Source organism: Bradyrhizobium sp. 61, assembly GCF_023073075.1.
In the GTDB taxonomy this organism is placed as follows: domain Bacteria; phylum Pseudomonadota; class Alphaproteobacteria; order Rhizobiales; family Xanthobacteraceae; genus Bradyrhizobium; species Bradyrhizobium barranii.
The window spans coordinates 205,033-227,000 of record NZ_JADPIU010000082.1 but is presented as its reverse complement, the minus strand read 5'-3'; the positions used below and the strand labels follow the sequence as shown (position 1 = coordinate 227,000).

The 21,968-nt window shown below is 64.5% G+C and carries 18 protein-coding genes; 11 read left to right on the top strand and 7 right to left on the bottom strand.

The genetic code is table 11. The features are described from left to right. The first annotated feature begins 41 nt into the window (after nt 1-41). From IVB46_RS31945 to IVB46_RS31920, 6 genes are all read left to right on the top strand, one after another. A complete protein-coding gene (locus IVB46_RS31945) occupies nt 42-1,757 on the top strand; it encodes a type I secretion system permease/ATPase (RefSeq protein WP_247344247.1) in 1,716 nt (571 codons plus the stop codon). After that, nucleotides 1,754-3,115 (top strand): HlyD family type I secretion periplasmic adaptor subunit, encoded by a 1,362-nt coding sequence (locus tag IVB46_RS31940; RefSeq protein ID WP_085404977.1) that lies wholly within the window; start codon nt 1,754-1,756, stop codon nt 3,113-3,115. The genes IVB46_RS31945 and IVB46_RS31940 overlap by 4 nt, the downstream gene beginning before the upstream one ends. Nucleotides 3,116-3,293: 178 nt before the next feature. After that, nucleotides 3,294-4,376, top strand: a complete 1,083-nt coding sequence (locus IVB46_RS31935) for a helix-turn-helix transcriptional regulator (RefSeq protein WP_085404978.1) — start codon at nt 3,294-3,296, stop codon at nt 4,374-4,376. Between the two features lie 29 nt (nt 4,377-4,405). Continuing rightward, entirely contained in the window at nt 4,406-5,404 is a 999-nt protein-coding gene (locus IVB46_RS31930) for a M23 family metallopeptidase (RefSeq protein WP_247306361.1), read from the top strand. Between the two features lie 103 nt (nt 5,405-5,507). Beyond that, nucleotides 5,508-6,323, top strand: a complete 816-nt coding sequence (gene dapB / locus IVB46_RS31925; RefSeq protein ID WP_028148808.1) for a 4-hydroxy-tetrahydrodipicolinate reductase — start codon at nt 5,508-5,510, stop codon at nt 6,321-6,323. A gap of 106 nt (nt 6,324-6,429) precedes the next feature. Then, nucleotides 6,430-7,053 carry a 2,3-bisphosphoglycerate-dependent phosphoglycerate mutase gene (locus IVB46_RS31920; RefSeq protein ID WP_014490847.1) on the top strand — a complete coding sequence of 208 codons (624 nt, stop codon included), beginning with the start codon at nt 6,430-6,432 and terminating at the stop codon, nt 7,051-7,053. Nucleotides 7,054-7,176: 123 nt separating this feature from the next. Here the strand turns inward: IVB46_RS31920 and IVB46_RS31915 are convergent, their stop codons facing one another. Together IVB46_RS31915 and IVB46_RS31910 are read right to left on the bottom strand one after the other, a co-directional pair. Beyond that, on the bottom strand, nt 7,177-8,073 hold the full coding sequence (locus tag IVB46_RS31915; RefSeq protein ID WP_247306358.1) for a bifunctional helix-turn-helix domain-containing protein/methylated-DNA--[protein]-cysteine S-methyltransferase: 897 nt from the start codon (nt 8,071-8,073) through the stop codon (nt 7,177-7,179). 55 nt (nt 8,074-8,128) lie between these two features. After that, nucleotides 8,129-8,662: a DUF2244 domain-containing protein gene (locus tag IVB46_RS31910; RefSeq protein WP_247306355.1), complete on the bottom strand. Its 534-nt coding sequence runs from the start codon at nt 8,660-8,662 to the stop codon at nt 8,129-8,131. Between the two features lie 22 nt (nt 8,663-8,684). Between IVB46_RS31910 and nth the strand changes: the two genes are divergently transcribed. Genes nth through IVB46_RS31895 form a run of 3 tightly spaced genes read left to right on the top strand, consistent with a single transcriptional unit; the run spans nt 8,685 to nt 12,266 of the window. Beyond that, complete coding sequence (nth, locus tag IVB46_RS31905; protein ID WP_247306353.1) at nt 8,685-9,452, top strand: endonuclease III; 768 nt, start codon at nt 8,685-8,687, stop codon at nt 9,450-9,452. A 56-nt stretch (nt 9,453-9,508) separates the two neighbouring features. Next, a complete protein-coding gene (locus IVB46_RS31900; protein WP_247306336.1) occupies nt 9,509-10,651 on the top strand; it encodes an HlyD family secretion protein in 1,143 nt (380 codons plus the stop codon). After that, entirely contained in the window at nt 10,638-12,266 is a 1,629-nt protein-coding gene (locus IVB46_RS31895; protein WP_247306330.1) for an MFS transporter, read from the top strand. The genes IVB46_RS31900 and IVB46_RS31895 overlap by 14 nt, the downstream gene beginning before the upstream one ends. Nucleotides 12,267-12,272: 6 nt before the next feature. Here IVB46_RS31895 and IVB46_RS31890 read toward each other — a convergent pair whose 3' ends face one another. From IVB46_RS31890 to IVB46_RS31880, 3 genes are all read right to left on the bottom strand, one after another. Then, nucleotides 12,273-13,013, bottom strand: coding sequence for a sulfate transporter family protein (locus tag IVB46_RS31890; protein ID WP_247306327.1), 741 nt, complete (start codon nt 13,011-13,013; stop codon nt 12,273-12,275). A gap of 191 nt (nt 13,014-13,204) precedes the next feature. Beyond that, nucleotides 13,205-15,232 (bottom strand): S8 family serine peptidase, encoded by a 2,028-nt coding sequence (locus IVB46_RS31885; protein WP_247306323.1) that lies wholly within the window; start codon nt 15,230-15,232, stop codon nt 13,205-13,207. Nucleotides 15,233-15,295: 63 nt separating this feature from the next. Further along, entirely contained in the window at nt 15,296-16,468 is a 1,173-nt protein-coding gene (locus tag IVB46_RS31880; protein WP_135214002.1) for a hypothetical protein, read from the bottom strand. Nucleotides 16,469-16,755: 287 nt separating this feature from the next. Here IVB46_RS31880 and IVB46_RS31875 point away from each other — a divergent pair, with 287 nt between their 5' ends. Next, nucleotides 16,756-18,399: a S53 family peptidase gene (locus IVB46_RS31875; protein WP_208067814.1), complete on the top strand. Its 1,644-nt coding sequence runs from the start codon at nt 16,756-16,758 to the stop codon at nt 18,397-18,399. 173 nt (nt 18,400-18,572) lie between these two features. Here the strand turns inward: IVB46_RS31875 and nikR are convergent, their stop codons facing one another. Next, the gene (gene nikR / locus IVB46_RS31870) at nt 18,573-19,019 is read right to left on the bottom strand and encodes a nickel-responsive transcriptional regulator NikR (RefSeq protein WP_247306320.1); all 447 of its coding nucleotides are present in this window, start codon (nt 19,017-19,019) and stop codon (nt 18,573-18,575) included. Between the two features lie 132 nt (nt 19,020-19,151). Next, entirely contained in the window at nt 19,152-21,629 is a 2,478-nt protein-coding gene (locus IVB46_RS31865; RefSeq protein ID WP_247306317.1) for a heavy metal translocating P-type ATPase, read from the bottom strand. A 50-nt stretch (nt 21,630-21,679) separates the two neighbouring features. Between IVB46_RS31865 and IVB46_RS31860 the strand changes: the two genes are divergently transcribed. Further along, nucleotides 21,680-21,955: a metal-sensitive transcriptional regulator gene (locus tag IVB46_RS31860; protein ID WP_007598521.1), complete on the top strand. Its 276-nt coding sequence runs from the start codon at nt 21,680-21,682 to the stop codon at nt 21,953-21,955. Nucleotides 21,956-21,968 lie beyond the last annotated feature (13 nt).

Below are 21,968 nucleotides of genomic sequence, written 5' to 3'. Positions count from 1 at the left end.
GTAACCGTGGTGTGATCCCAGCATCTGGTCAGAGATTGCTGGTGGCCTTGATTCCGGGACGATTCGCATTGGTGTGGATCGTCTGCTTCAGCGTGTCCGTAAACCTGCTGCTGCTGGTCGTACCTTTCTTTTCCATCGAAGTGTTCGACCGCGTGCTCAGCAGCGGAAGCGTCGAGACGCTTGTCGGCCTCACCGTCATCGCCGTCGGCGCTCTCGCCTTCAGCGCCGCCTTCGACACGTTTCGTAACCGCCTGTTGAGCCGGTTCGCGGTCGGGTTCGAGCATTGCCTCGCTCCGATCATCCTTGAAGGCAGCATCACCGGCGCGGCGCCGGGCGACGGCCGGCAGCACGATCTGGTCAAGCTTCGCGAGTTGAGAACTTTCCTGTCGAGCGGAACGGTCACATCGCTGATAGATGCTCCATTCCTCCCGGTGTTCATTCTCATCCTGTTCTTCCTGCACCCCTGGTATGGCGTCATAGCCCTGATCGGGGTGGGGGTCCTGCTGGCGATGGGTGTTGCAAGCCACTGGATCGCGCGCGGGGAAATTGCGCAGGCTTCGCAGGCCGCGTTGAAGACGCAGGCCTTGCTCGATGGAATCGTCCGGCACTCCAGCGTGGTGCGGGCGATGGGCTGGACCCGGGGCGCCATCCGCGCGTTCATGAGCCTCAATGACGAAGCCCTGGCTCCGGTGGTGCGGGCCAGCGAACGCATCTACACGATCAGCGCCGCCGCGCGAATGGTCAGGACCATTCTGCAGATTGCCGCGATCGGATGCGGTGCCTGGCTCGTGCTCCAGAACGAGGTGCTGTCCGGCAGTCTGATCGCGAGCTCGATCCTGATAGCGCGCACATTGCAGCCCATGGAAGGATTGGTCTCGGCCTGGCGCGCGCTGGCATCTGCGCAGGACGCCTGGACGCAGGTCTGCAACGCCGCGATGCCGGTGCTTGCGCGTCCGCGGAAGACATTGCTTCCGCCGCCAGCCGGCATGCTCAAGGTCGAACGGGTGACATTCCGGATTGGCGGGACGCAGCGTCCCATCCTCGCGGGCATATCATTTCAATGCCGGCCGTCCGAGCTTGTCGTCGTGATCGGGCCGACCGGCGCCGGAAAATCCACATTGCTGCGCTTGATGGCAGGCCTCGAGCGGCCGGCCAGCGGTACGATCCGGTTGGACCACGCAGCGCTCCATACCTGGGATCCCGACCAGCTTGGGCAATTCGTCGGCTATCTCCCCCAGGACGTGCAGCTCCTGGATGGAACGCTGGCCGAAGCCATTGCCGGGTTCGACGAATACGCACGGGACGAGGCCATCGTCGCCGCGGCCATGCTCGCGCAGGCGCATGAGATGATCCTGTCCCTTCCGGCCGGCTACCAGACCGAGATCGGCCGCGACGGCTGCAGGCTATCCGGTGGCCAGCGTCAGCGCATTGGCCTTGCACGCGCCTTCTTCGGCGATCGCAAATTGATCCTGCTGGATGAGCCCAATGCCAATCTCGACCCGGACGGCGAAGAAGCGTTGTGCTCCGCCATTCAATCGGCCAAAGCGCGCGGCGCGGCGTCGGTGATCGTCACCCACCGGCCGCGGCTGTTGACCATCGCCGATGCCGTGCTGCTGCTGAGGGATGGCAACCAGATCGCCTTTGGACCGCCATATGATGTTCTTCGCGCCCAGCGGCCGGCACCGGTACCGGGTTCGCCAGGGCTCCCGCGCAATGTCGAACCTCAGAGGTTGCCAGGCAGGAGGGTCATTCCATGACGCAAACCGGTCATGCCTCCGCGATGTCCGCGCCTGTTGCAGGTCCGTCGAAGACCTGGCCGACGGAGCAACCGCGATCCGACATGCGACGGATCATCGCATGGGGCTGTGTATTGCTCGTCCTGCAATTTTGCGGCTTCGGCTTGTGGGCAACCACGGTTCCGCTCCGCGGCGCTGTCGTGGCACCAGGATTCATCAAGGTCCATTCGAAGCGCAAGGCTGTGCAACATCTGGAAGGCGGAATCATCAAATCGATCTATGTCCGGGAGAACGATCACGTCGAAGCCGGTCAACTCATTGCACGGCTCGACACCGCGCAGATCGAAGGGAGCCTTGGTTCCCTCGAAACGAAGTTCTTTGCTGATCTGGCGATGGAGGCCCGGCTGGCGGCGGAGCAGGACGCCGCGAAGTCAATCCGGTTTCCGGACGAATTGCGGGAAAGTGCGACGCGTCTCTCCGCACGTATCGCCATTCAAACCCAGGAGGCCGAATTTGCCGCGCGACTGGCCGCGATTGAGAACGAGCGCAAGGTGATCGATCAGCAGATGCTGCAAAACGCGGACACCATCCGCGGCCTGCAGAGCAACACCCAAGGACTTGAACAGCAACTCAAGCTGTTGCGGGAAGAGATCGCCGACACGAGCTATCTCCTCGCAAAGGGCCTCGCCCGGAAACCACGTTTGCTGGCCCTGCAACGCGCCGAAGCCGAGGCCACTGGACAGGTCGATCGCAATGCCGCGTCAATCTCGGAGATGCAGGGCAAGATCGCGGAGTTGCAGGACAGACGCAGGCAACTGGGGTTCAACCAAAATCAGGATATCGCCAAGCAGCGGCATGCGACGAGCGAGGAGATCGGCGACCTCAGACATCGAATTGCCGCGTTGCGTGCCCAGCTTGTCCGGTCTGAATTGCGTGCCCCGGAAAGTGGAAGGATCGTCGGCCTCAACAGCAGGGACCTCAATGCCGTGCTTGGACCTCGCGAAACCCTTTTGGAAATCGTTCCGATGCAAGATCGGCTTGTCATCGAGGCGACATTGAAGCCTGCCGATCGGGAAGAGGTCTATGTCGGACAGATGGCGCGTGTGCGAGTTCACGCGCTGAACATTCGCCGCCGGCCGATGCTCGAGGGAAGGGTCGTCGGCGTTGCGGCAGACGCACTGACCGACACCCATTCCGGCGACAGCTCCTATTTGGCCGAGGTTGAGCTGGACCCCAACGCGCCGACGGCCTCCTACATCTCCACATTGATGCCTGGAATGCCTGTCGAGATATTTGTCGAGACGGGGGAACGAACCTTTGCGGAATATCTTTTGCAGCCGATGACGTTACGGATCAACCGTGCGTTCAGGGAGAATTAAGCGCTGGTAAGGGGTGGGCCGGCCTATGAGGGAGGCGACCGTGCATGAGTGCAGTAAGGCACTACCTTCCGCACAGGATGATTTTCGTTCCGATTGCGTCGAGCGCGCCTCGAAGCAAGGCAATGACGGATGCGGTCCGTCTGGGTCTTGTCCGGAGCCACGCCCGCAACAGGCCGCAATGGAATATTTCGCGAAGGCCATGGCGGAATTGCTCGGCTGCCGGAGCTGCTACGTAGCCATGCTATCCGCCTCCGGGCTGGAAGAAGCCAGGATCGGAGATGCTCCTGCCGATCCGTCATGCGCGGCGATGGTTGAGCGATTTGCGCGCAAGGGCACGGCCGAGGACGTCGCCTCGCTCGAGCCGATCAATTCCCGGACCTCCTTCGTCCGCAAGTTGATCGGCGCGGAACCCCCGGTAAAGAGTCATTCAGTCATTGGCAGGTTTGCTTCCGATGAGCGAACCACGGTCGTGTTCGTGGCCGGATGGCGACCGGCCGCGCTTGCGGCATCGGAGATTCCCGGCTTGGCGCATACCGTGCGCCCGTTATGGAAGGCTGCTCATTCACTTGCCCGGCAAGCGCCGGGGCAGGTCGATGCGCAACTCTGGCTCGAAGAGCTGACCTTTCCCGCCATCGTCGTGGACCAGGGCCTGCACATTTACGCAGTCAATCGTGGTGGACGCGTGCTGCTTGCCAAGCGCGAGTTGCTCAGGATGGAAGGAGGCAGGCTTGCTGGCTCATGCGCTTCCGTGACCGAGAGCTTGCGGGGGGCAATCGGGAAAGTGCTCATCGAGAGCGGGACTCATGGATGGTTCAACACTACGGTACCGCTTTCGACGGATCGTCAGCAATTCGCCTTCGCCAAGATCGGCGCTGTTCCAACGCATGACAAGCTGGGACAGGCCCTCATCGTCGTGCCGCAATTCGATGACGTGCAGGGCGCGCACTGCATCGCATCTGCCTTCGGCTTGAACTGGGCTGAGGAAAGAATCGTCGCCCGGATTCTTCAATTCCAGTGCCCTCGCGATATTGGAGCCGAGCTTGGGCTGACCGAGGCAACGGTGCGAACCTACACCAAGAGGATCATGCTCAAACTGGGGATCAACCGACAGTCGGAGTTCTTTCTTCTGTATCATCTCACCCAATCGCCTTTTGGCGCTGGCAGGCGCGAGAACTGGGTGAGCCGGCCGGCCTCCGACGGTCGATTGGACGAAGAGGGTCCGATGAGATTGCGGACGGCTGGCAAGCATTCGCCTGACTGAGTACGGGGTTCTCCGCGATGTCGAGGCGCATGAGCTGCGCAGGTTTTCTCTACCGGGCGTTCGCTGCCTTGGCATTGGCCGGGGCCGGCTTCCCTGCACATGCCCAGAGCATTCAATTGGCGCTTCCGATTGCCTGCGAGCCTGGCCGCACCTGCTACATCCAGAATTACACGGATCTCGATCCGTCGCGGTCGGCGCGAGATTACAAGTGCGGCACGCTGACTTATGACGACCACAACGGCACCGATTTTCGTTTGCCCTCACTGGCAGCGCAAAAGGCCGGCGTGGACGTGCGCACGGCGGCAGGCGGTCGCGTTCTTCGTACACGCAATGACGCGCCGGACGGCGCTTTCACAAAATCGGGACGCGAAGCGGTGCGCGAGGCCGAATGTGGCAATGGCGTCGTCATCGAACATCCGGAGCAGTGGGAAACCCAGTACTGCCACCTCGCCGCCGGCAGTGTGTTGGTCAAGCCTGGAGACAAGGTCGACCTAGGACAGCCGCTCGGCCGTGTCGGACTCTCCGGCCTCACGGAGTATCCTCACCTGCATTTCACCGTGAGGCACAATGGCGCGGTCGTCGATCCCTTTGCGTATGGCGTTCGTCCCGAGTCTTGCGAGGGCGGTCAATCGCTCTGGCTTGCTGCCCTCCGCCCGAAACTCGAGTACCAGGAACGAGCCATCCTCAATGCGGGCTTTACGACGGGGCCGGTCACGATGGAACTCATCGAGGACGGCAGTGCCGAGAGCCAAAAGCCGTCCGCCGGTTCGATGGCGATCGTCGCGTTCGTGCGGGCTATCGGGCTGAAGGCGGGCGATGCGCAATGGCTGGTCATCAAGGATCCCCTCGACAACGTCATCGCGGAAAATCGGTCTGCACCACTTCAGGCCAACAAGGCGCAATTCATGCTCTTTGCGGGGAAGAAGCGGCCTCCCGGGGGGTGGGAACGCGGCTCCTACAAGGCCACTTATGTTGTCGAGCGCGATGGTCAGATCGTGCTCAGGAAAGAGCTGGAGCTCATGCTCTAGCGTTGCACCTGTGCGCGGGGAGACCCGCGCCACGGGCCTTTTGCAGGCCTGATCGGTTGCCGGAACGGCCCGCTCCCGCTATAGGGCGTGGAGAGGGTGAACCATGTCCGATATGCGTTTGATTGTTGCTGGGGCAGGCGGCCGGATGGGCCGGGCGCTGGCACGAGCGATTGCCGACACCGAAGGCGCGGTGCTGGCGGGAGCCCTGGAGGCGCCCGGCTCGGAGCTGCTCGGCAAGGATGCCGGCGTACTCGCGGGCCTGCCGGCCAACGGCGTCAAACTCTCGGCCGACCTCTGGGCGATGTCGAAGGACGCCGACGGCATCCTGGATTTCACCGTGCCGGCCGCGACCATCGCCAATGTCGCGATCGCGGCCGAGCGCGGCATCGTGCACGTCATCGGCACCACCGGACTGTCGGCCTCCGACAACGCCGTGATCAAGAGCGTCACCAACCGTGCGGTCGTGGTGCAGTCGGGCAATATGAGCCTGGGCGTCAATCTGCTCGCCGCGGTGGTCAAGCGCGTCGCCAAGGCACTCGACGAGAGCTTCGACATCGAGGTCGTGGAAACCCACCACCGCATGAAGATCGATGCGCCCTCGGGCACTGCGCTGATGCTGGGCCAGGCCGCTGCCGCCGGCCGCGGCATCTCGCTCGATGAGCATTCGGATCGCGGCCGCGACGGCATCACCGGCGCGCGCAAGCCGGGCGACATCGGCTTTGCCTCCTTGCGCGGCGGCACCGTTGCTGGCGAGCACAGCGTGACCTTCCTCGGTCCGTTCGAACGCCTGACGCTGTCGCATCTCGCCGAAGACCGCATGCTGTTCGCACACGGCGCGCTCAAGGCGGCGTTGTGGGCGCATGGCAAGAAGCCGGGGCACTACTCCATGGCCGACGTGCTCGGTCTCGCAGACATCTGAGCGAGCCAGAGCATGAACCGGACCCGAAGGGCCGCGTCAGCGCAAGATGTGAAGCGGCTTTCCGCCAAGATCATTCCTCAACAATAACCTGAATGGAAAGCAGTCAATGAGCGAACGTCTCCTCGTGCTCGTGCGCCACGGTCAGAGCGAGTGGAATCTGAAGAACCTGTTCACGGGCTGGAAGGATCCTGATCTCACCGAGCTCGGCGTGAAGGAAGCCACGGAAGCCGGCCGCAAGCTGAAGGCGCAGGGCCTCGTGTTCGACGTCGCCTACACCTCGGTCTTGACGCGCGCGCAGCACACGCTCGATCTCATTCTCGGCGAGCTCGACCAGAAGGGCCTGCCGACCTCCAAAGACCTCGCGCTGAACGAGCGCGACTATGGCGATCTCTCCGGCCTCAACAAGGACGACGCCCGCAAGAAATGGGGCGAGGACCAGGTGCTGATCTGGCGCCGCTCCTACGACGTGCCGCCGCCCGGCGGCGAAAGCCTGAAGGATACGCTGGCGCGCGCGCTGCCCTATTACGTGCAGGAGATCCTGCCCGGCGTGCTCAACGGCAAGCGCACGCTGGTCGCTGCCCACGGCAATTCGCTGCGCGCGCTGATCATGGTGCTGGAAAAGCTCTCGCCCGAAGGCATTTTGAAGCGCGAACTCGCGACCGGTGTGCCGATCATCTACCGGCTCAACGCGGATTCGACGGTGGCCTCGAAGCTGGATCTGGCGGGCTGAGCTTCGCCACAAGCGCGGAGTCGTAGGGTGGGCAAAGCGTAGCGTGCCCACCATGTGTCAGCGATCGCGGAAGAATGGTGGGCACGGCGCTATGCGCCTTTGCCCACCCTACGGAAGCGGGGCCTACTGCATCCCCAGCTGCCCGGCCTCCCAGCCAAGCATCGCCTGCTTGCGGGTGATGCCCCAATGATAGCCGGTGAGCGTGCCGCTCTTGCCGAGCGCGCGGTGGCAAGGCACGACGAACGAGACCGGGTTCTTGCCGACCGCAGCGCCGACGGCGCGTGAGGCCTTCGGGCTGTTGATGTTGCAAGCGATGTCGGAATAGGACACAGCGCGACCCATGGGGATCTTCAGCAGCGTCTCCCAGACCCGCACCTCGAAATCGGTGCCGATCATGACGACGCGCAACGGCTGGTCCGGCCGCCACAGCTTGGTGTCGAAGATGCGCTGTGCGAGCGGCGCGGTGCCTTCGTGATCCTCGACGTAAGTTGCGTTGCGCCATCGCCGCGTCATGTCGGCGAGCGCGACCTTCTCCTCACCGGGATCGGCGAACGCAAGGCCTGACAGGCCGCGGTCGGTGGCGATCACGATCGCCGTGCCGAAGGGCGAGGGATGGAAGCCGTAGCGCAAGGTGAGACCCGCGCCGCCGTTCTTCCATTCGCCGGGCGACATCGCTTCATGGGTGACGAAGAGATCGTGCAGCCGGCCCGGTCCTGAAAGACCTGAGTCGAGCGCGGCATCGAGAATGCTCGCGGAGTCCCGCAACAGTCCCTTGGCGTGATCGAGCGTCAGCGCCTGCATGAACGCCTTCGGCGTGATCGAGGCCCAGCGGCGGAACAGATGGTGCAGCTCATCCGGCGTGACGCCCGCCGCATCCGCCATCGCTTCGATGGCCGGCTGGGTGCGCCAGTTCTCCGAGATGAATGCGATCGCCCGGCGCACGGAGTCGTAATCGCGCAACGCGGCGTTCTGGGAGCCCGGCTTGGCCAGGCGCTGGTCATGTATGGCGAGTGTCATCATGACTGGAAATGTAGGCGTGGCGCCGGGCCGAAACCACCCGATTTCCGATCCGGAGTCAGGAGACCGGGTTGTAGGTCGGGCCGCGCTTGGCAGCGTTCAGGGCCTCAACCAAGCCTTTGTAAAAACTTGCCTTTTCGTCTGGACCGAGGAACCGGGCGATCTGGATCTGGTGGCCGCGCGAGATCAGATAGAGATGCTCGATGCCAAAATCCTCGTCGACTTCCGTGTCGAGGCGGACCCAGAGCGGATTGAACGTCCATTCGGCGACCTGGCCGCGATGACTGACGCGCCGCACGCGCAATTCGGACGCCGTGACCGTAATCTCCTCGCGCGCCCGCGCGCTGCGGAAATTGGCCTTGAAGGCCCACCAGATCACCAGCACGTCGAGGCCGAAGAAGCCGAACACCGGCCACGCACCCATCATCAGGAAGGCGAGGCCGGTGGCAAAGCTCACCACGCTCAGGAACAGCATCACGGCGAGGAAGCCGGTGCGGTTCAGCGAGCGGTGCGGCGTCAGGAGCGCGGAGAAGATCTGAGGCTCCGTCTCGCTTTCAGATCGCCCGCGCTCAATTTCGTTGCCTGTGCTCATCGTCCGTCAGTATATCCGGATCATGGCGAAAATCACCCGCAAGCCGGCCCCGCGCAAAGCGTCCGTGCCGAAGAAAAAGGCAAAGGCGATAGTTGCGAAGCCGAGGGCTCCCGCCAGGAAATCGCTCAAGGCCGCAAGACCCAATTCTACCAAACCTTGGACGCCGGCCGAGATCCACGAGGTCTTCAGCCGTTTCCGCAAAGCCAATCCGGAGCCGAAAGGCGAGCTCGAGCACGTCAATCCGTTCACGCTGCTGGTCGCCGTGGTGCTGTCGGCGCAGGCCACCGATGCCGGGGTCAACAAGGCGACGCGCGCCTTGTTCGAGATCGCCGACACGCCGCAGAAGATGCTCGACCTCGGCGAAGAACGCTTGCGCGAATACATCAAGACCATCGGCCTCTATCGCACCAAGGCCAGGAACGTGATTGCGCTGTCGGCAAAGGTGCTCAGCGAATTCGGCGGCGAGGTGCCGCGCACGCGCGCCGGGATCGAATCTCTGCCAGGCGCCGGGCGCAAGACCGCCAACGTGGTGCTCAACATGGCCTTCGGCGAGCACACCATGGCGGTCGACACGCATGTCTTCCGGGTCGGCAACCGCACCGGGCTCGCGCCCGGCAAGACGCCACTCGAAGTTGAGCTCGGTCTCGAAAAGGTGATCCCGGCCGAGTTCATGTTGCACGCCCATCATTGGCTGATCCTGCATGGCCGCTATACTTGCCTCGCCCGCAAGCCGCGCTGTGAGGTGTGTCTGATCAACGATCTCTGCCGGTGGCCGGAGAAGACGGTCTGAGGTGGCACCGTCGTTTCGGGGGGCGATGTGAAGCAAGCCGGGTTTGGGGGCATGTCGTGAGTCAGCAGGAACAAGTCTCGTCGCCACCGCCGGCCGCGGCCGCGGCCCCGGCTCCGCCGCCGAAGCCGACGCAGCGGCCGGCGAGCCCGCTCTGGAGCCGGCTCGCGATCCCCTTGTTCGCCGTGATCGTCGCGCTCGCCTTCGTGGCACTGGCGACGCTGCGCTTCGACGAATGGGTCGGCAACGCCGTGGTCCAGACCACCAACGACGCCTATGTGCGCTCCGATCTGACGCGGCTTGCAAGCCGCGTCTCCGGCGAAGTGCTGACCGTCGGGGTGACCGACTTCCAGCGCGTCAAGGCCGGCGATCTCCTGATCCAGATCGATCCCGCCGACTACCAGGCCCAGGTCGCGCAGTCCGAGGCCGCTGTCGCCGCCGCGCAGGCCGTGCTCGACAATCTGAGCAACCAGGTCGAGCTGCAATATGCGACCATCGCGCAGGCGCAGGCCGCGCAGCTGTCCGCGGAAGCGTTGGAAGTCGAGGCCCGGCAGGAGCAGGACCGCCAGAAATCGCTGACGCAGACGGAAGCCGGCACGCGGCAGCGGCTCGAACAGGCCGTCGCGGGCTATGCGAAGGCGCAGGCCGACGTGCGTGCCAGTCGCGCCGTCATCGCCGCGCAGCAGCATCAACTCGAAGTTCTGCAGGGCACCAAGAAGCAACGCGCCGCCGATGTCGCGGCGGCCAAGGCGACGCTGGCGAGCGCGAAGCTGAAGCTCGGCTATACCAGGATCACCGCGCCGTTCGACGGCGTCGTCGGCGAGCGCCAGGTGCAGCCCGGCGACTACGTCAACATCGGCACCAACCTCATCAATGTGGTGCCGCTGCCGAAGGTCTACGTGATCGCGAATTACAAGGAGACCCAGCTCACTCATGTCGCGCCGGGCCAGCCGGTCGAGATCACCGTCGATGGCTTCCCGCGCGAGAAGCTGCGCGGCAAGGTCGAGCGCATCGCGCCCGCGACCGGCGCGCAAGTGGCCCTGCTGCCGCCGGACAATGCGACCGGTAATTTCACCAAGGTCGTGCAGCGCATTCCCGTGCGCATCCAGTTCGACGACAACCAGCCGCTGCTGACGCGGCTGGTGCCGGGCATGTCGGTCGTCACCAGCATCGACACGAAGGCCGCGAATGGCGGAAAATGACGATGCCGGCCGCGGGCCTCTCTCGCGCGGCGGCATCGCGCCACAGCCGTTGTTTGCCGTGGCGGCGGTGCTGCTCGGCTCGTTCCTCGCCAATTTCGACAGCCGGCTGACCACGGTCGGCCTGCCGGACCTGCGCGGTGCGTTCTCGCTCTCGTTCGACGAGGGCGCCTGGCTTTCGACCGCCGGCATCGGCTCGCAGATCCTGATTGCGCCGGCGGTGGCGTGGCTCGCGACGGTGTTCGGCCTGCGCCGAGTGCTCGGCATCCCGAGCCTGGTCTACGCCGCAGTGTCGCTGATCATTCCCTTCGTGCACGATTATCCGACGCTGCTCGCGCTCAGCGTCGTGCATGGCCTGCTGCTCGGCACCTTCGTGCCTGCGACGCTCATGATCGTGTTACGAAACCTGCCGATCCGATGGTGGGTGCCGGCGATCTCGATCTATTCGATCCGGGTCGGCTTTGCACTGGATACGTCGAGCTCCCTGGTCGGCTTCTATGTCGACCATCTCGGCTGGCAATGGATGTACTGGCAGAGCGTCGTGATCGCGCCCTTGATGGGCCTGATGGTTTATCTGGGCACGCCGAGCGAGCCGGTGAACCGCACGCTGCTGCGCGAGGCCGATTGGGGCGGCATGCTGCTGCTCGGCGCCGCGGTCTCGATGATCTATGCCGGCCTCGACCAGGGCAATCGCCTGGACTGGCTCAACTCGGGGACGGTGATGGCGCTGCTCGTCAGCGGTGTGGTGCTGTTCGCAGGCTTCCTCGTCAACGAGTCGCTGGTGCGACAGCCCTGGGCGCATGTGAACGTGCTGTTCTCGCGCAATGTCGGGTTGGGGCTGATCTTGATCCTGCTCTACACGCTGACCAGCCTCTCCAACTCGTCGCTGGTGCCGAATTTCCTCGGCAATGTCGTTCTGCTCCGGCCGGAGCAGAGCGGGATGCTGCTGCTCACCTATGGCGCGCTGCCGATGTTCGTGCTGGTGCCGATCTCGATCTGGCTGCTGCGGCATTTCGATACGCGGCTCGTCGTGGTGCTGGGTTTTGCCTGCTTTGCCGCGGCCAATCTCTGGGGCACGCAGCTCAGCCATGTCTGGGCGCGCGAGGATTTTGTCGGCATCGTGCTGCTCCAGGCGATCGGGCAGTCGCTGCTCCTGCTGCCGATCATCATCACGCTGCTGTCGAACGCCGATCCGAGCCGCGCCACCTCCTTTGCCGCCTACATCCAGATCATGCGGCTCGGCGGCGCGGAGATCGGCATCGCGCTGATGGGAACGTGGCTGCGCGTGCGCGAGCAGGTCCATTCCTTCTATCTCGGCCAGGACCTTGTGGTCGGCAATGCCGACGTGGTGGGTAGGCTCAAGCAGCTCGCCGATTACTTCGCGGCCCACGGCACCGGCATGGCGCAGGCGCGCGCGGTCGGCACGCTCGCGGGCCTGGTGCAGCGCGAGGCCAATGTGCTCGCCTATATCGACGGCTTCTGGCTGTGCTTCTGGCTAGCGATGGTCGCGCTCGGCGTCGTCGCGCTGATCACCCGGGCGCCACCGGGCCCGTTCACGCCGGCGCCGTTCGGTTTCGCCAAGATGCTGCTGCGCAAATGCGGGGTGCAAGTGAACTGAGAGGCCTCACCGCATCTGCCGCGCCGGCTCGATCAGCTCGGGCCGCGGCCCCGACAGGCGCTTGTGCATGTGGACCATGAACGCCATGCCGAAGATCGGCGTCGCCAGATTGACGATCGGGATCGAGACGAAGGCCGCAATGAAAAGGCCGGCGGTGAAGATAGTCGCGGCGTTGTCGCGCCGCATCGCCCTGGCCTCCTCCGGCGAACGGAAGCGCATCGCGGCGAGCTCGAAATATTCGCGCCCGAGCAGCCAGGCGGCGGCGACGAAGAAGATCAGGAATCCGGCACCAGCGAACAGGACCAGCGGCAACGCCACCAGATAGACCACGATCGTCAGCAGCGCGGTCTTGACGCCCTCGTAGATCGCCTGGCTGAACGGCAGCGCGGCGCCCGGCCGCTCGGCGGGATAGTGCTCGCGCTCGACGATGTCGGCGACGTCGTCGACGAACAGGCTCGCTACCAGCGAGGTGATCGCAGGCATCAGGAACACGCCGCCGAACACGACGCCGAGGCCCGCCGTGATCGAGACGATCCAGGCGAGGACCTCGAGCGAGGAATGCCAGCTCGGCCCGAGCAGGCCTTCCAGCCAGACCTCACCATAGGTCGCAAACCAGCTCAGCAGCCGCTGCAAGCCGATCGCCAGCACGACGATCAGCACCAGTGCAAGCCCGATCGATCGCCACAGGATCGAGCGCATCGGCGGCGAGATCAATTGCGACAGCGCCTTTACGGCGGCATCCAGCATCGGAGTACCTCTCAGCAAAACTACCCGCGAGAGGTAGACATGCGCGGAAGGTTCGACAAGAGGTCGAGCTTTCCGGGACAGATTGCCGCGCCTGGAGCTTGGGTTCTGAGTGAATCAGAACGGAAGCTCAAGGCGCTTGTTTTGACGCGTTTTCTTCGCGCGAGCCGGCAGCCACTTCGCTTGAAGACGCTCTAGCTCACCCTGATGACGAGGGCATAGTTCTGCGGCGCGACGGCGATGGAATGAGCGATGACCGATATCACCGCTTCGCCGGCCGGCAGATTCGCGAAGATGACCTGCTCGACATTGTTCCTGCGGTCGAAGTCCTTCGAGCCGGCCGGCATGTTGCCATGGCGTTCCTGCTTGTTGGCCACCACGACGAGATCGAGGTCGCTTTGCAGGCCTTCGCCGGGCGGATCGGTCCAGACCAGCGTGACCTTCAGGCGGCTGCTTCCCGCCGGTATCGTGACCGTGCGGTCTTCGCGTTCGCCTGCGTCGAGCTTCTTCTTCTCGTCGAAGAACTGCAAGGCTTCCTTCGCAGCAAGGGGGCCGACCACGGCCTGGACGTCGACTCGGCCGAAACCCTGACTGTTGTTTGCGACAGAGCCCGCCTCCGAGGGAATGTATTGGCCAGCAATGCTACGAGCTCCGTTGATGATGAGTGCCTTCAGCAGTGCGGCGCTCGGCGACTTCAGCCCGTGGCTCTTCCTCAGGAACGACCGGACCACCGCGACGCATCCGGCCACCAGCGGCGTGGCCATGCTGGTACCGCCTTCGAACATGTAGAGCGGGTCCTTCGAGAGCTTCCATCCCTTCGATTTCGTGACGCGGGAGCGCGTTGACAGGATGAAAGATCCTGGCGCCACGACGTCGGGCTTGATGCGATCGTCGTTCGTGGGTCCCCGGCTGCTGAACGCCACCATCCCTTCGGGATCGTTGGCGACGGGATCGGGGTTGATGGGAATGGCCGGAAAATCGCGTGGCCAGGCCTCTCCGTAGGTCATGGGCTCGTTGGGGCGATTGTTCTCGCATGCGCCGATGGTGAGGCAGTTCTTGGCCGTACCAGGCGGCGTCACGGAGTTGGGGTCGACCTGGCCATTGCCATCCTTGTCGCTGCCTTCATTTCCCGCGGCAAAGCAGATCAGCATGTCGCGATGCGCGTAGACGAACGTGTCGAGCTCGTTGGCCTGGGAATCATATACGCCGAAGTTTCCGACGCTGCCCCAGGAGTTGGAATGAATTCGCGCCTTGTCGGTCTTGTAGGGCGGACCGAACAGCGCATCGAGGCTGTCGGGAAGGCCGCCGAGGTTGCCGCCGCTGTCGAGCACGGATTGCAGAACCAGCTTTGCGCCGGGAGCCGTGCCGCGGATCGGGCCGTCGCTTTTCGATACGCCGTCGCCGAGGGCGGAACCCGCAACATGGGTGCCGTGACCATCAGGATCGTCTTTGCGCCCAGGCCGGCCGAGCGCGTAGAGCTTCTTGACGCGCCCCTTGAAAGCCGGGTGCGTGTTCGTGGTCGATCCCTTGTCGAAACCGGTATCGGCGATCGCGATGATCTCGCCCGCGCCTTCGCCGCCATTGCTGGGCGTCGCCGCGGGAACGCGAAGAATGCCCCGCGCGATGTTGTTGAGCAGCTTGCGGGGAAAGACCTTCTCGACGCTGCGCACCTCGTCGAGCGCAGCGACGTCGGCAAGACGGCGCATCTTCAGCGTCACACGCACCTTGGCCGTGCCCGGAACGACGTCGTCAAGCTGCACATGCGCCGCTTCCGCGATCTTCTTTGCAGCGGCCTTCACGCCGACATTGCGGTGGAGCATGACGTCGACGGTCACGCTGGTGCGGTCGAGCGCCGCCGGCTTTGCCGCAAGCGCGCGCGCCGCAGCGACGCCTCCGGGTTGGGTGTCAAGGTTGCGCAGTGCCGGCGCGATCTTCACGATGCCCGGGTAGAGGTCTGCCCATGTCACGAACGGCAGTTTCCGCACCTTGTCGAGCCCGGCCGCCGGAAAGTGACAGATGACGGCGCTGCCCGGGACGGCTTCCAGGATCTCGGCGCCGGCCTTGGCGAGCTGCCCTCTGCGCTCGGCGTTGAGCGGCTGGTCGGTCTGCACGATGATGTAGTCGGATTCCTTCGCATTCGCATGATCCAGCGACAGCGCGGCGCGTTCCGCGTGCGGAGCCGAAGGATCGATCGTGATGCCGTTGATCGTGATCTGCGCCATGGCCGTTCCACTTTCCCTGATTGATCGCCCGTCCTTTGTCGTCTGCGCTGGCCGGATCGCTCGCTACGGCTCCGCCGCGATGCTGGCCCAGCAGGTGATGGCGCTACAGACCGTGCTCCAGCGGCCGAACCCCTTGTAGATCTGGGCGGCGATCTGCTCCTGCTGCTGCAGGGTGCCTTCGGCCTTGATCTGCGGATCGGAAACGTTGCGGATCGCGAGCCAGCGCGGTGCCTTGTCGCCCATCTCCTGCGCGACCAGGCCAAGGATGGCATCGCCCATTTCGGAGACGTCGCCGAGCCCCTGGAGATGGAAGTGGTCGTCCGAGGTGTCGAAGCCGAAGAAGTCGGTGGTGACCACGGAGGAGGACAGGCCGCTCGGCTTCACGACGAAGATCTTCGGCGCCCTTGTATTGTCCTTCGGCAATTGCCCGGCATTGGCCTTGAACAGCGTCTTGGCCTGCGCGAACTTCTTCGTCACGGCGGTTCTGCTGGAAAAATGCTCCTGCGCGAACGGCTGCTTCTTGAACTTCGACAGGCAGTCGAAGCGAACGATCGGACTGACGACGACGTCGCCGACCTCGAATTCCCTGCCGATGCCGCCGGCCGTGCCCGTGGTGATGACGAGCGTCGGCTGCACCTCGGTGATGATCTGGCGCCAGACGTCGATGTTCGGCAGCTGCGGGCCGTCCTGCGACATGTGCGAATCGGATTTGAAGATCACGACCTTCTTCTTGCCGATCGTGGTGGTCCAGTAGGTGCCGAGCCGTTTCAGCTCCTTGGCCGGACACCCGTTGCGCATCTTCTTGGAGATGGCCGCGTAATTGTGCGTATAGGGTACGTAATCGTTGCGGGAGTCCTTGCCCGGCGTCAGCACGCGGCTGAGGGCGTGCCCCTCGTCGACGGTCCAGGTCACGACCAGCACGTCGGCGCGCGGCAACGGTCCCTTGCCGTTGCCTTTCGGCTTCGGCCCGGTTTGCGGCGCCAGCCCCTTCGGCCAGGCAATGTCGGTGAAGCGCGACAGCCCGGTTGAGGTCGAGAAGGCCATGAACTCGCGGCCCTCGCTCGATTCCGAATCGAAATCGATGATCTCGCGCCGAAAGTCCTCGGTCGAGACCTTCGCGGATTTCTTCACCGCGCCCTTGGCCACGCGCTTCACCACGAAGGTGTCGGGCGGGGGCGGCGTCGTGATCGGATCAAAACCGAGATTTCTCTCAACCCATTTGCGGTCAGCACGCATCGCATTGTCTCCGCCAAATTGATTTCCAGACGTCTGATTTCGACAAACGTCTTCCGTTGGTCGGCCAGACAAGCCAACGGTTGCAATTTTAAATCGAAATCCTTGTCGTCGAATGGTCGTGAATATTGACCGATTCCGTGCCGATCTGAGCCAGTCGGATGTTGCCCCTGCCAAACAAGAGGTTTTCTGAAAAAATATCGCTCAAATGCCTGAACCAATTTGGGTTTGAGATTACACCTATAGTTGAGGTGCGACAATCTGCCTTCCAATCACAAACGGAGGAAGTCATGGCAAGCTCGACCACGCGCGTGACGCTGGCGAACAGCGCACGGAAATTGCCGAAGGGGGCCAAGCTCGTCGGCGCGGCCGATCCCAAGCAGGAAATCGAGATCAGCGTCCGCCTGCGCGCGAAGCGTGCCGACGATGAGCAGGTGATGACGCTCGGCGCGCAACCGCCGCGCGAGCGGCAGTATCTCTCGCGTGCCGAGTTCGGCGCAGAGATGGGCGCGGATACCGCCGACGTCGCCAAGATCGACGATTTCGCTCATCACCACGATCTCAACGTCAAGAGCGTGCATCTGGCGTCCCGCACCGTGAAGCTGACCGGGACGGTGAAGGCCATGAGCGCAGCCTTCGGCGTCAAGCTCAACAAGGTCAGATACGAGGGCGCGACCCATCGCATGCGTAAAGGTAGCGTGCAGATCCCGGCCGAGCTCGCAGGTATCGTGGTCGGCGTGCACGGCCTGGACAACCGGCCGGTGGCGCAACCCCACTTCCGCCGCAAGCTGCCGCAGAAGGGCGCAGCCGCACGCGCCGCGCAGGGCGGCAGCTTCTCGGTCGATCAGATCGCCCAGCTCTACAATTTCCCGGGCGGCGAGACCGGCGCCGGCCAGTGCATCGCCATCATCGAGCTCAACGACATCGACCAGAAGGGCCATCCCACGGGCGCCGGCTACAAAACGTCAGACCTGCGCACCTTCTTCAAGAAGGCGGGCATCGCGATGCCGAAGATCGCACCCGCGAGCGTCGACGGCGGCGCCAACAAGCCCGGCCATTCGGACGCCGACGGCGAGGTCGTGCTCGACATCGAGGTGGCCGGTGCGATCGCGCCCGGCGCCAGGATCGTGGTCTATTTCGCGCCCAACACCACCAACGGCTTCATCGATGCGGTCAAGGCCGCCGTCCACGACACCGCGCGAAAACCTTCGGTGATCTCGATCAGCTGGGGCGGGCCGGAAGACCAGGAAGGCTCGCAGCAATTCGTCGACGGCCTGAACGAGGCGATCCGCGACGCCGCCGCGATGGGCGTCACCGTCTGCGTTGCCTCCGGCGACAATGGTTCGGCTGACATGGGTGCGGACTGGGACGGCAAGCCACATGCAGATTTCCCGGCCTCGAGCCCGTTTGCACTCGCCTGCGGCGGCACCAATCTGAAGGCGCCGAACGGCCAGATCAACGAGGTGGTCTGGAACGGCGGGCCGCAGGGCGGAGCAGGCGGCGGCGGCGTCAGCGTCGTGTTCCCGCGGCCGCAATACCAGGCCCAGGCCCATGTGCCGAAATCACCGACGCATCACAACGGCCGCGGGGTGCCCGATGTTGCCGGCGATGCCGATCCTGCGACCGGCTATCAGATCTTCCTCAACGGCGTCGGCACCACCATCGGTGGCACAAGTGCTGTGGCGCCGCTGATGGCGGGGTTGATCGCCCGCATCAACGAGGCGACGACGAAGAAATTCGGCAAGACCGTCGGCTTCATCAACCCGCTGATCTATGCCGCGCACACACAAGGCGTGTTCCGCGACATCACGGTCGGCAACAATGACATCACCGGCGATCTGCACGGCATGTACAAGGCCGGCCCCGGCTGGGACGCCTGCTCCGGCCTCGGCGTCCCCAATGGCGAAGCGCTGCAGAATTTACTCTCGGCGTGAGGTTGTCTCTTCCTTCTCCCGTTGTGGGAGAAGGTGGCGCGAAGCGCCGGATGAGGGGTATGCTTCCGCGAGTTCAGAATTCGCGGAGAAATACCCCTCACCCGTCTCACCGCTGCGCGGTGAGCCACCCTCTCCCACAAGGGGAGAGGGTTAAGCGCGTGTGCGGCTCGCTCCTACTCGTGCCGGTGTCCGTGCTTGCGCACCTTCGCCTGCTTCCCTTCACCGGTCGGGATCATCACCACGCGGCCGTAGCGGACGCCGCGTTCGGCGATGATGTGGTCGGCGAAATGCCTGACCTCGCCGGCGTCGCCGCGCAGCGCCGTCATCTCCATGCAATTGTTGTCGTCGAGATGGACGTGCAGGGTGGCCAGCGCGAGCTCGTGGTGGCCGTGGAATTCCTGCACGAGGCGTTTCGAGAGATCACGCGCGGCGTGGTCGTAGACGTAGACGAGGCCGGCGACGCAGGGGCCGGTCTGTGCGGTGTCCTCGGTGCTCTGTTGCAGGCCGGCGCGTGCGAGGTCGCGGATGATCTCGGAGCGGTTCTGGTAGCCGCGCGCTTCCGCCGCCGCGTCGATCTCCGCCAAAAGATCGTCCTCGATGGTGATCGTAATCCGCTGCATCAGATGCTCCCCGCGTCTCGCCTGTGTCCCGTGAACCGTAGCCCGGATGGAGCGAAGCGCAATCCGGGACGGTGCCAATATGTGGGCAGGATCCCGGATTTCGCTTCGCTCCATCCGGGCTACGCAGTTCCTTCATAATTTCGTCGCGCGCAGCCGCAGGGCATTGCCGACCACGCTTACCGAGGACAGCGCCATCGCCGCCGCCGCGATGATCGGCGACATCAGCACGCCGAAGGTCGGATAGAGAATCCCCGCCGCGATCGGAATGCCGGCGGCGTTGTAGATGAAAGCGAAGAACAGGTTTTGCCGGATGTTGCTCATGGTCGCCTGCGACAGTCTTCGCGCACGCACGATGCCGGTGAGATCACCGCCCAGCAGGGTGACGCCGGCGCTCTCCATCGCCACGTCCGTGCCTGTGCCCATGGCGATGCCGACCTCGGCGGCCGCCAGCGCCGGCGCGTCGTTGACGCCGTCGCCCGCCATCGCGACGCTGCGCCCGGCCTTTTGCAGCTTCGTCACCACCGCGCTCTTCTGGTCGGGCAGAACCTCGGCCTCGACCTCGGCGATACCGAGCCGGCGCGCCACCGCTTCCGCCGTCGTGCGGTTGTCGCCGGTCAGCATGATGACCTTGATGCCTTCATCGGCCAGCGCCTTCAGCGCTTCCGGGGTCGAGGCCTTGACCGGATCGGCGATCGCGAACAGGCCGGCCAGCTTGCCGTCGACGGCCATGTTGATCACGGTGGCGCCGTCCTGGCGCATCCGTTCGGCCTCGGCATCGAGCGCTCCGGTGTCGATGCCGATCGACCCCAGGTATTTTGCGTTGCCGAGCACGATGCTCCTGCCGTCGATTATTCCGGTCGCGCCCTTGCCCGTCGGCGAGTCGAACTGTTCGACCTGAGCGAGGGTGAGTTGCTTCTCCTTCGCGGCGCGCACGATGGCGTCGGCGAGGGGATGCTCGCTGGCGCGCTCGACGCTGGCGGCAATACGGAGGATGTCGTCCTCCGCAAAGCCGGCAGCCGGAACGATCGCGACCACCTTCGGCTTGCCCTCGGTCAGCGTGCCGGTCTTGTCGACCACCAGCGTGTCGATCTTCTCCATCCGCTCCAGCGCCTCGGCGTTCTTGATCAGCACGCCCGCCTGCGCGCCGCGGCCGACGCCGACCATGATCGACATCGGGGTCGCCAGGCCCAGCGCACAGGGGCAGGCGATGATCAGCACGCTGACGGCAGCAACGAGGCCGAACGCCAGCCGCGGCTCCGGTCCGAACCAGGCCCAGGCGGCAAAGGCGGCGATGGCAACGGCGATCACGGTCGGCACGAACCAGCCCGCGACCTGATCGGCCAGCCGCTGGATCGGCGCGCGCGAGCGCTGCGCGTCCGCGACCATCTGCACGATCTGCGACAGCAGGGTCTCGCGCCCGACCTTGTCGGCGCGCATGATGAAGCCGCCCGACTGGTTGAGCGTGCCGGCGATAACTTTCGCACCTGGCTCCTTGGTGACCGGCATCGATTCGCCGGTGACGAGGGATTCGTCGAGCGCGGAGCGTCCCTCGAGGATAATTCCGTCGACTGGCACCTTCTCGCCGGGACGGACGCGCAAATGGTCGCCGGCGTGGAGCTGCTCGATTTCGACCTCATGCTCGCCGCCATCGGCATCGACGCGGCGCGCGGTTTTTGGCGCAAGCTGCAACAGCGCCTTGATCGCGCCCGACGTCGCGTCGCGGGCGCGCAGCTCCAGCACCTGGCCGAGCAGCACCAGCACGGTGATCACAGCGGCGGGCTCGAAATAGACGGCAACGGCGCCATCATGACTGCGGAAGGTCGCCGGGAAAATCTGCGGCGCGACAGTCGCGACGACGCTGTAGACATAGGCGACGCCCGTGCCCATCGCGATCAGCGTGAACATGTTGAGGTTGCGGGTGACCAGAGACTGCCAGCCGCGGACGAAGAACGGCCAGCCGGCCCACAGCACGGCGGGCGTGGCGAAGGCGAGCTGGATCCAGTTCGACAGCGCCGGATCGATCCAGTCGTGAGGGCCGGCGAGATGGCCGCCCATCTCCAGCACCACCGCCGGCAGTGCCAGCGCGCCACCGATCCAGAACCGCCGCGTCATGTCGGCGAGTTCCGGATTGGGTCCGGTCTCCAGGCTCGCGATCTCCGGCTCCAGCGCCATGCCACAGATCGGGCAGCTGCCGGGTCCGACCTGGCGGATCTCCGGATGCATTGGGCAGGTGTAGATCGTGCCCGCCGGCATCTCGGGTTCGGGCGCCTTCTCTCTGGTGAGATACTTTGCGGGATCGGCAGCGAATTTGGTGCGGCAGCCGGCCGAGCAGAAATGGAAGGTCTCGCCGTGATGTGTGTGGTGATGCTTCGAGGTCGCGGGATCGACCGTCATGCCGCAGACGGGATCGAGGACCTTGGTCGCGGCGGCGCCATGGTCATGCGCGTGATGATGGGCATGATCGCCGTGCCCGCCGCAGCAGGAGGACGCTGCGGGCTTGTCGGCCGGTGGGGCAGCCTTGGGGGCGGTCTCGGAAGCAGCCTTGGCGGAACAGCCGCATCCGGAAGGTGTTTCCGACGTGTGATGGTGCCCGTGGTCGGCGTCGTTCATTGCCATGCTCCGGCCTTGCAACATATACCCTAGGGGGGTATATAGAGCGCATGCGCAAGGACATCAAGGCATCCGTCGGAAAACGTCTTGGCCGGATCGAGGGTCAGGTTCGCGGCCTCTCGAAGATGGTCGAGGAGGACCGCTACTGCATCGACATCGTGACGCAGATTTCGGCCGTGCGTGCCGCGCTGCGCCGGGTCGAGGAAGAGGTTCTGAAGGATCACGTCGCCCATTGCGTCGAGCACGCGATCGCGAGCGGCGACAAGGCCGATCAGCGCGAGAAGATCGCGGAGCTGATGGCGGTGATCGGGCGGGCGGAGCGGTAGGCTCTCACCATCG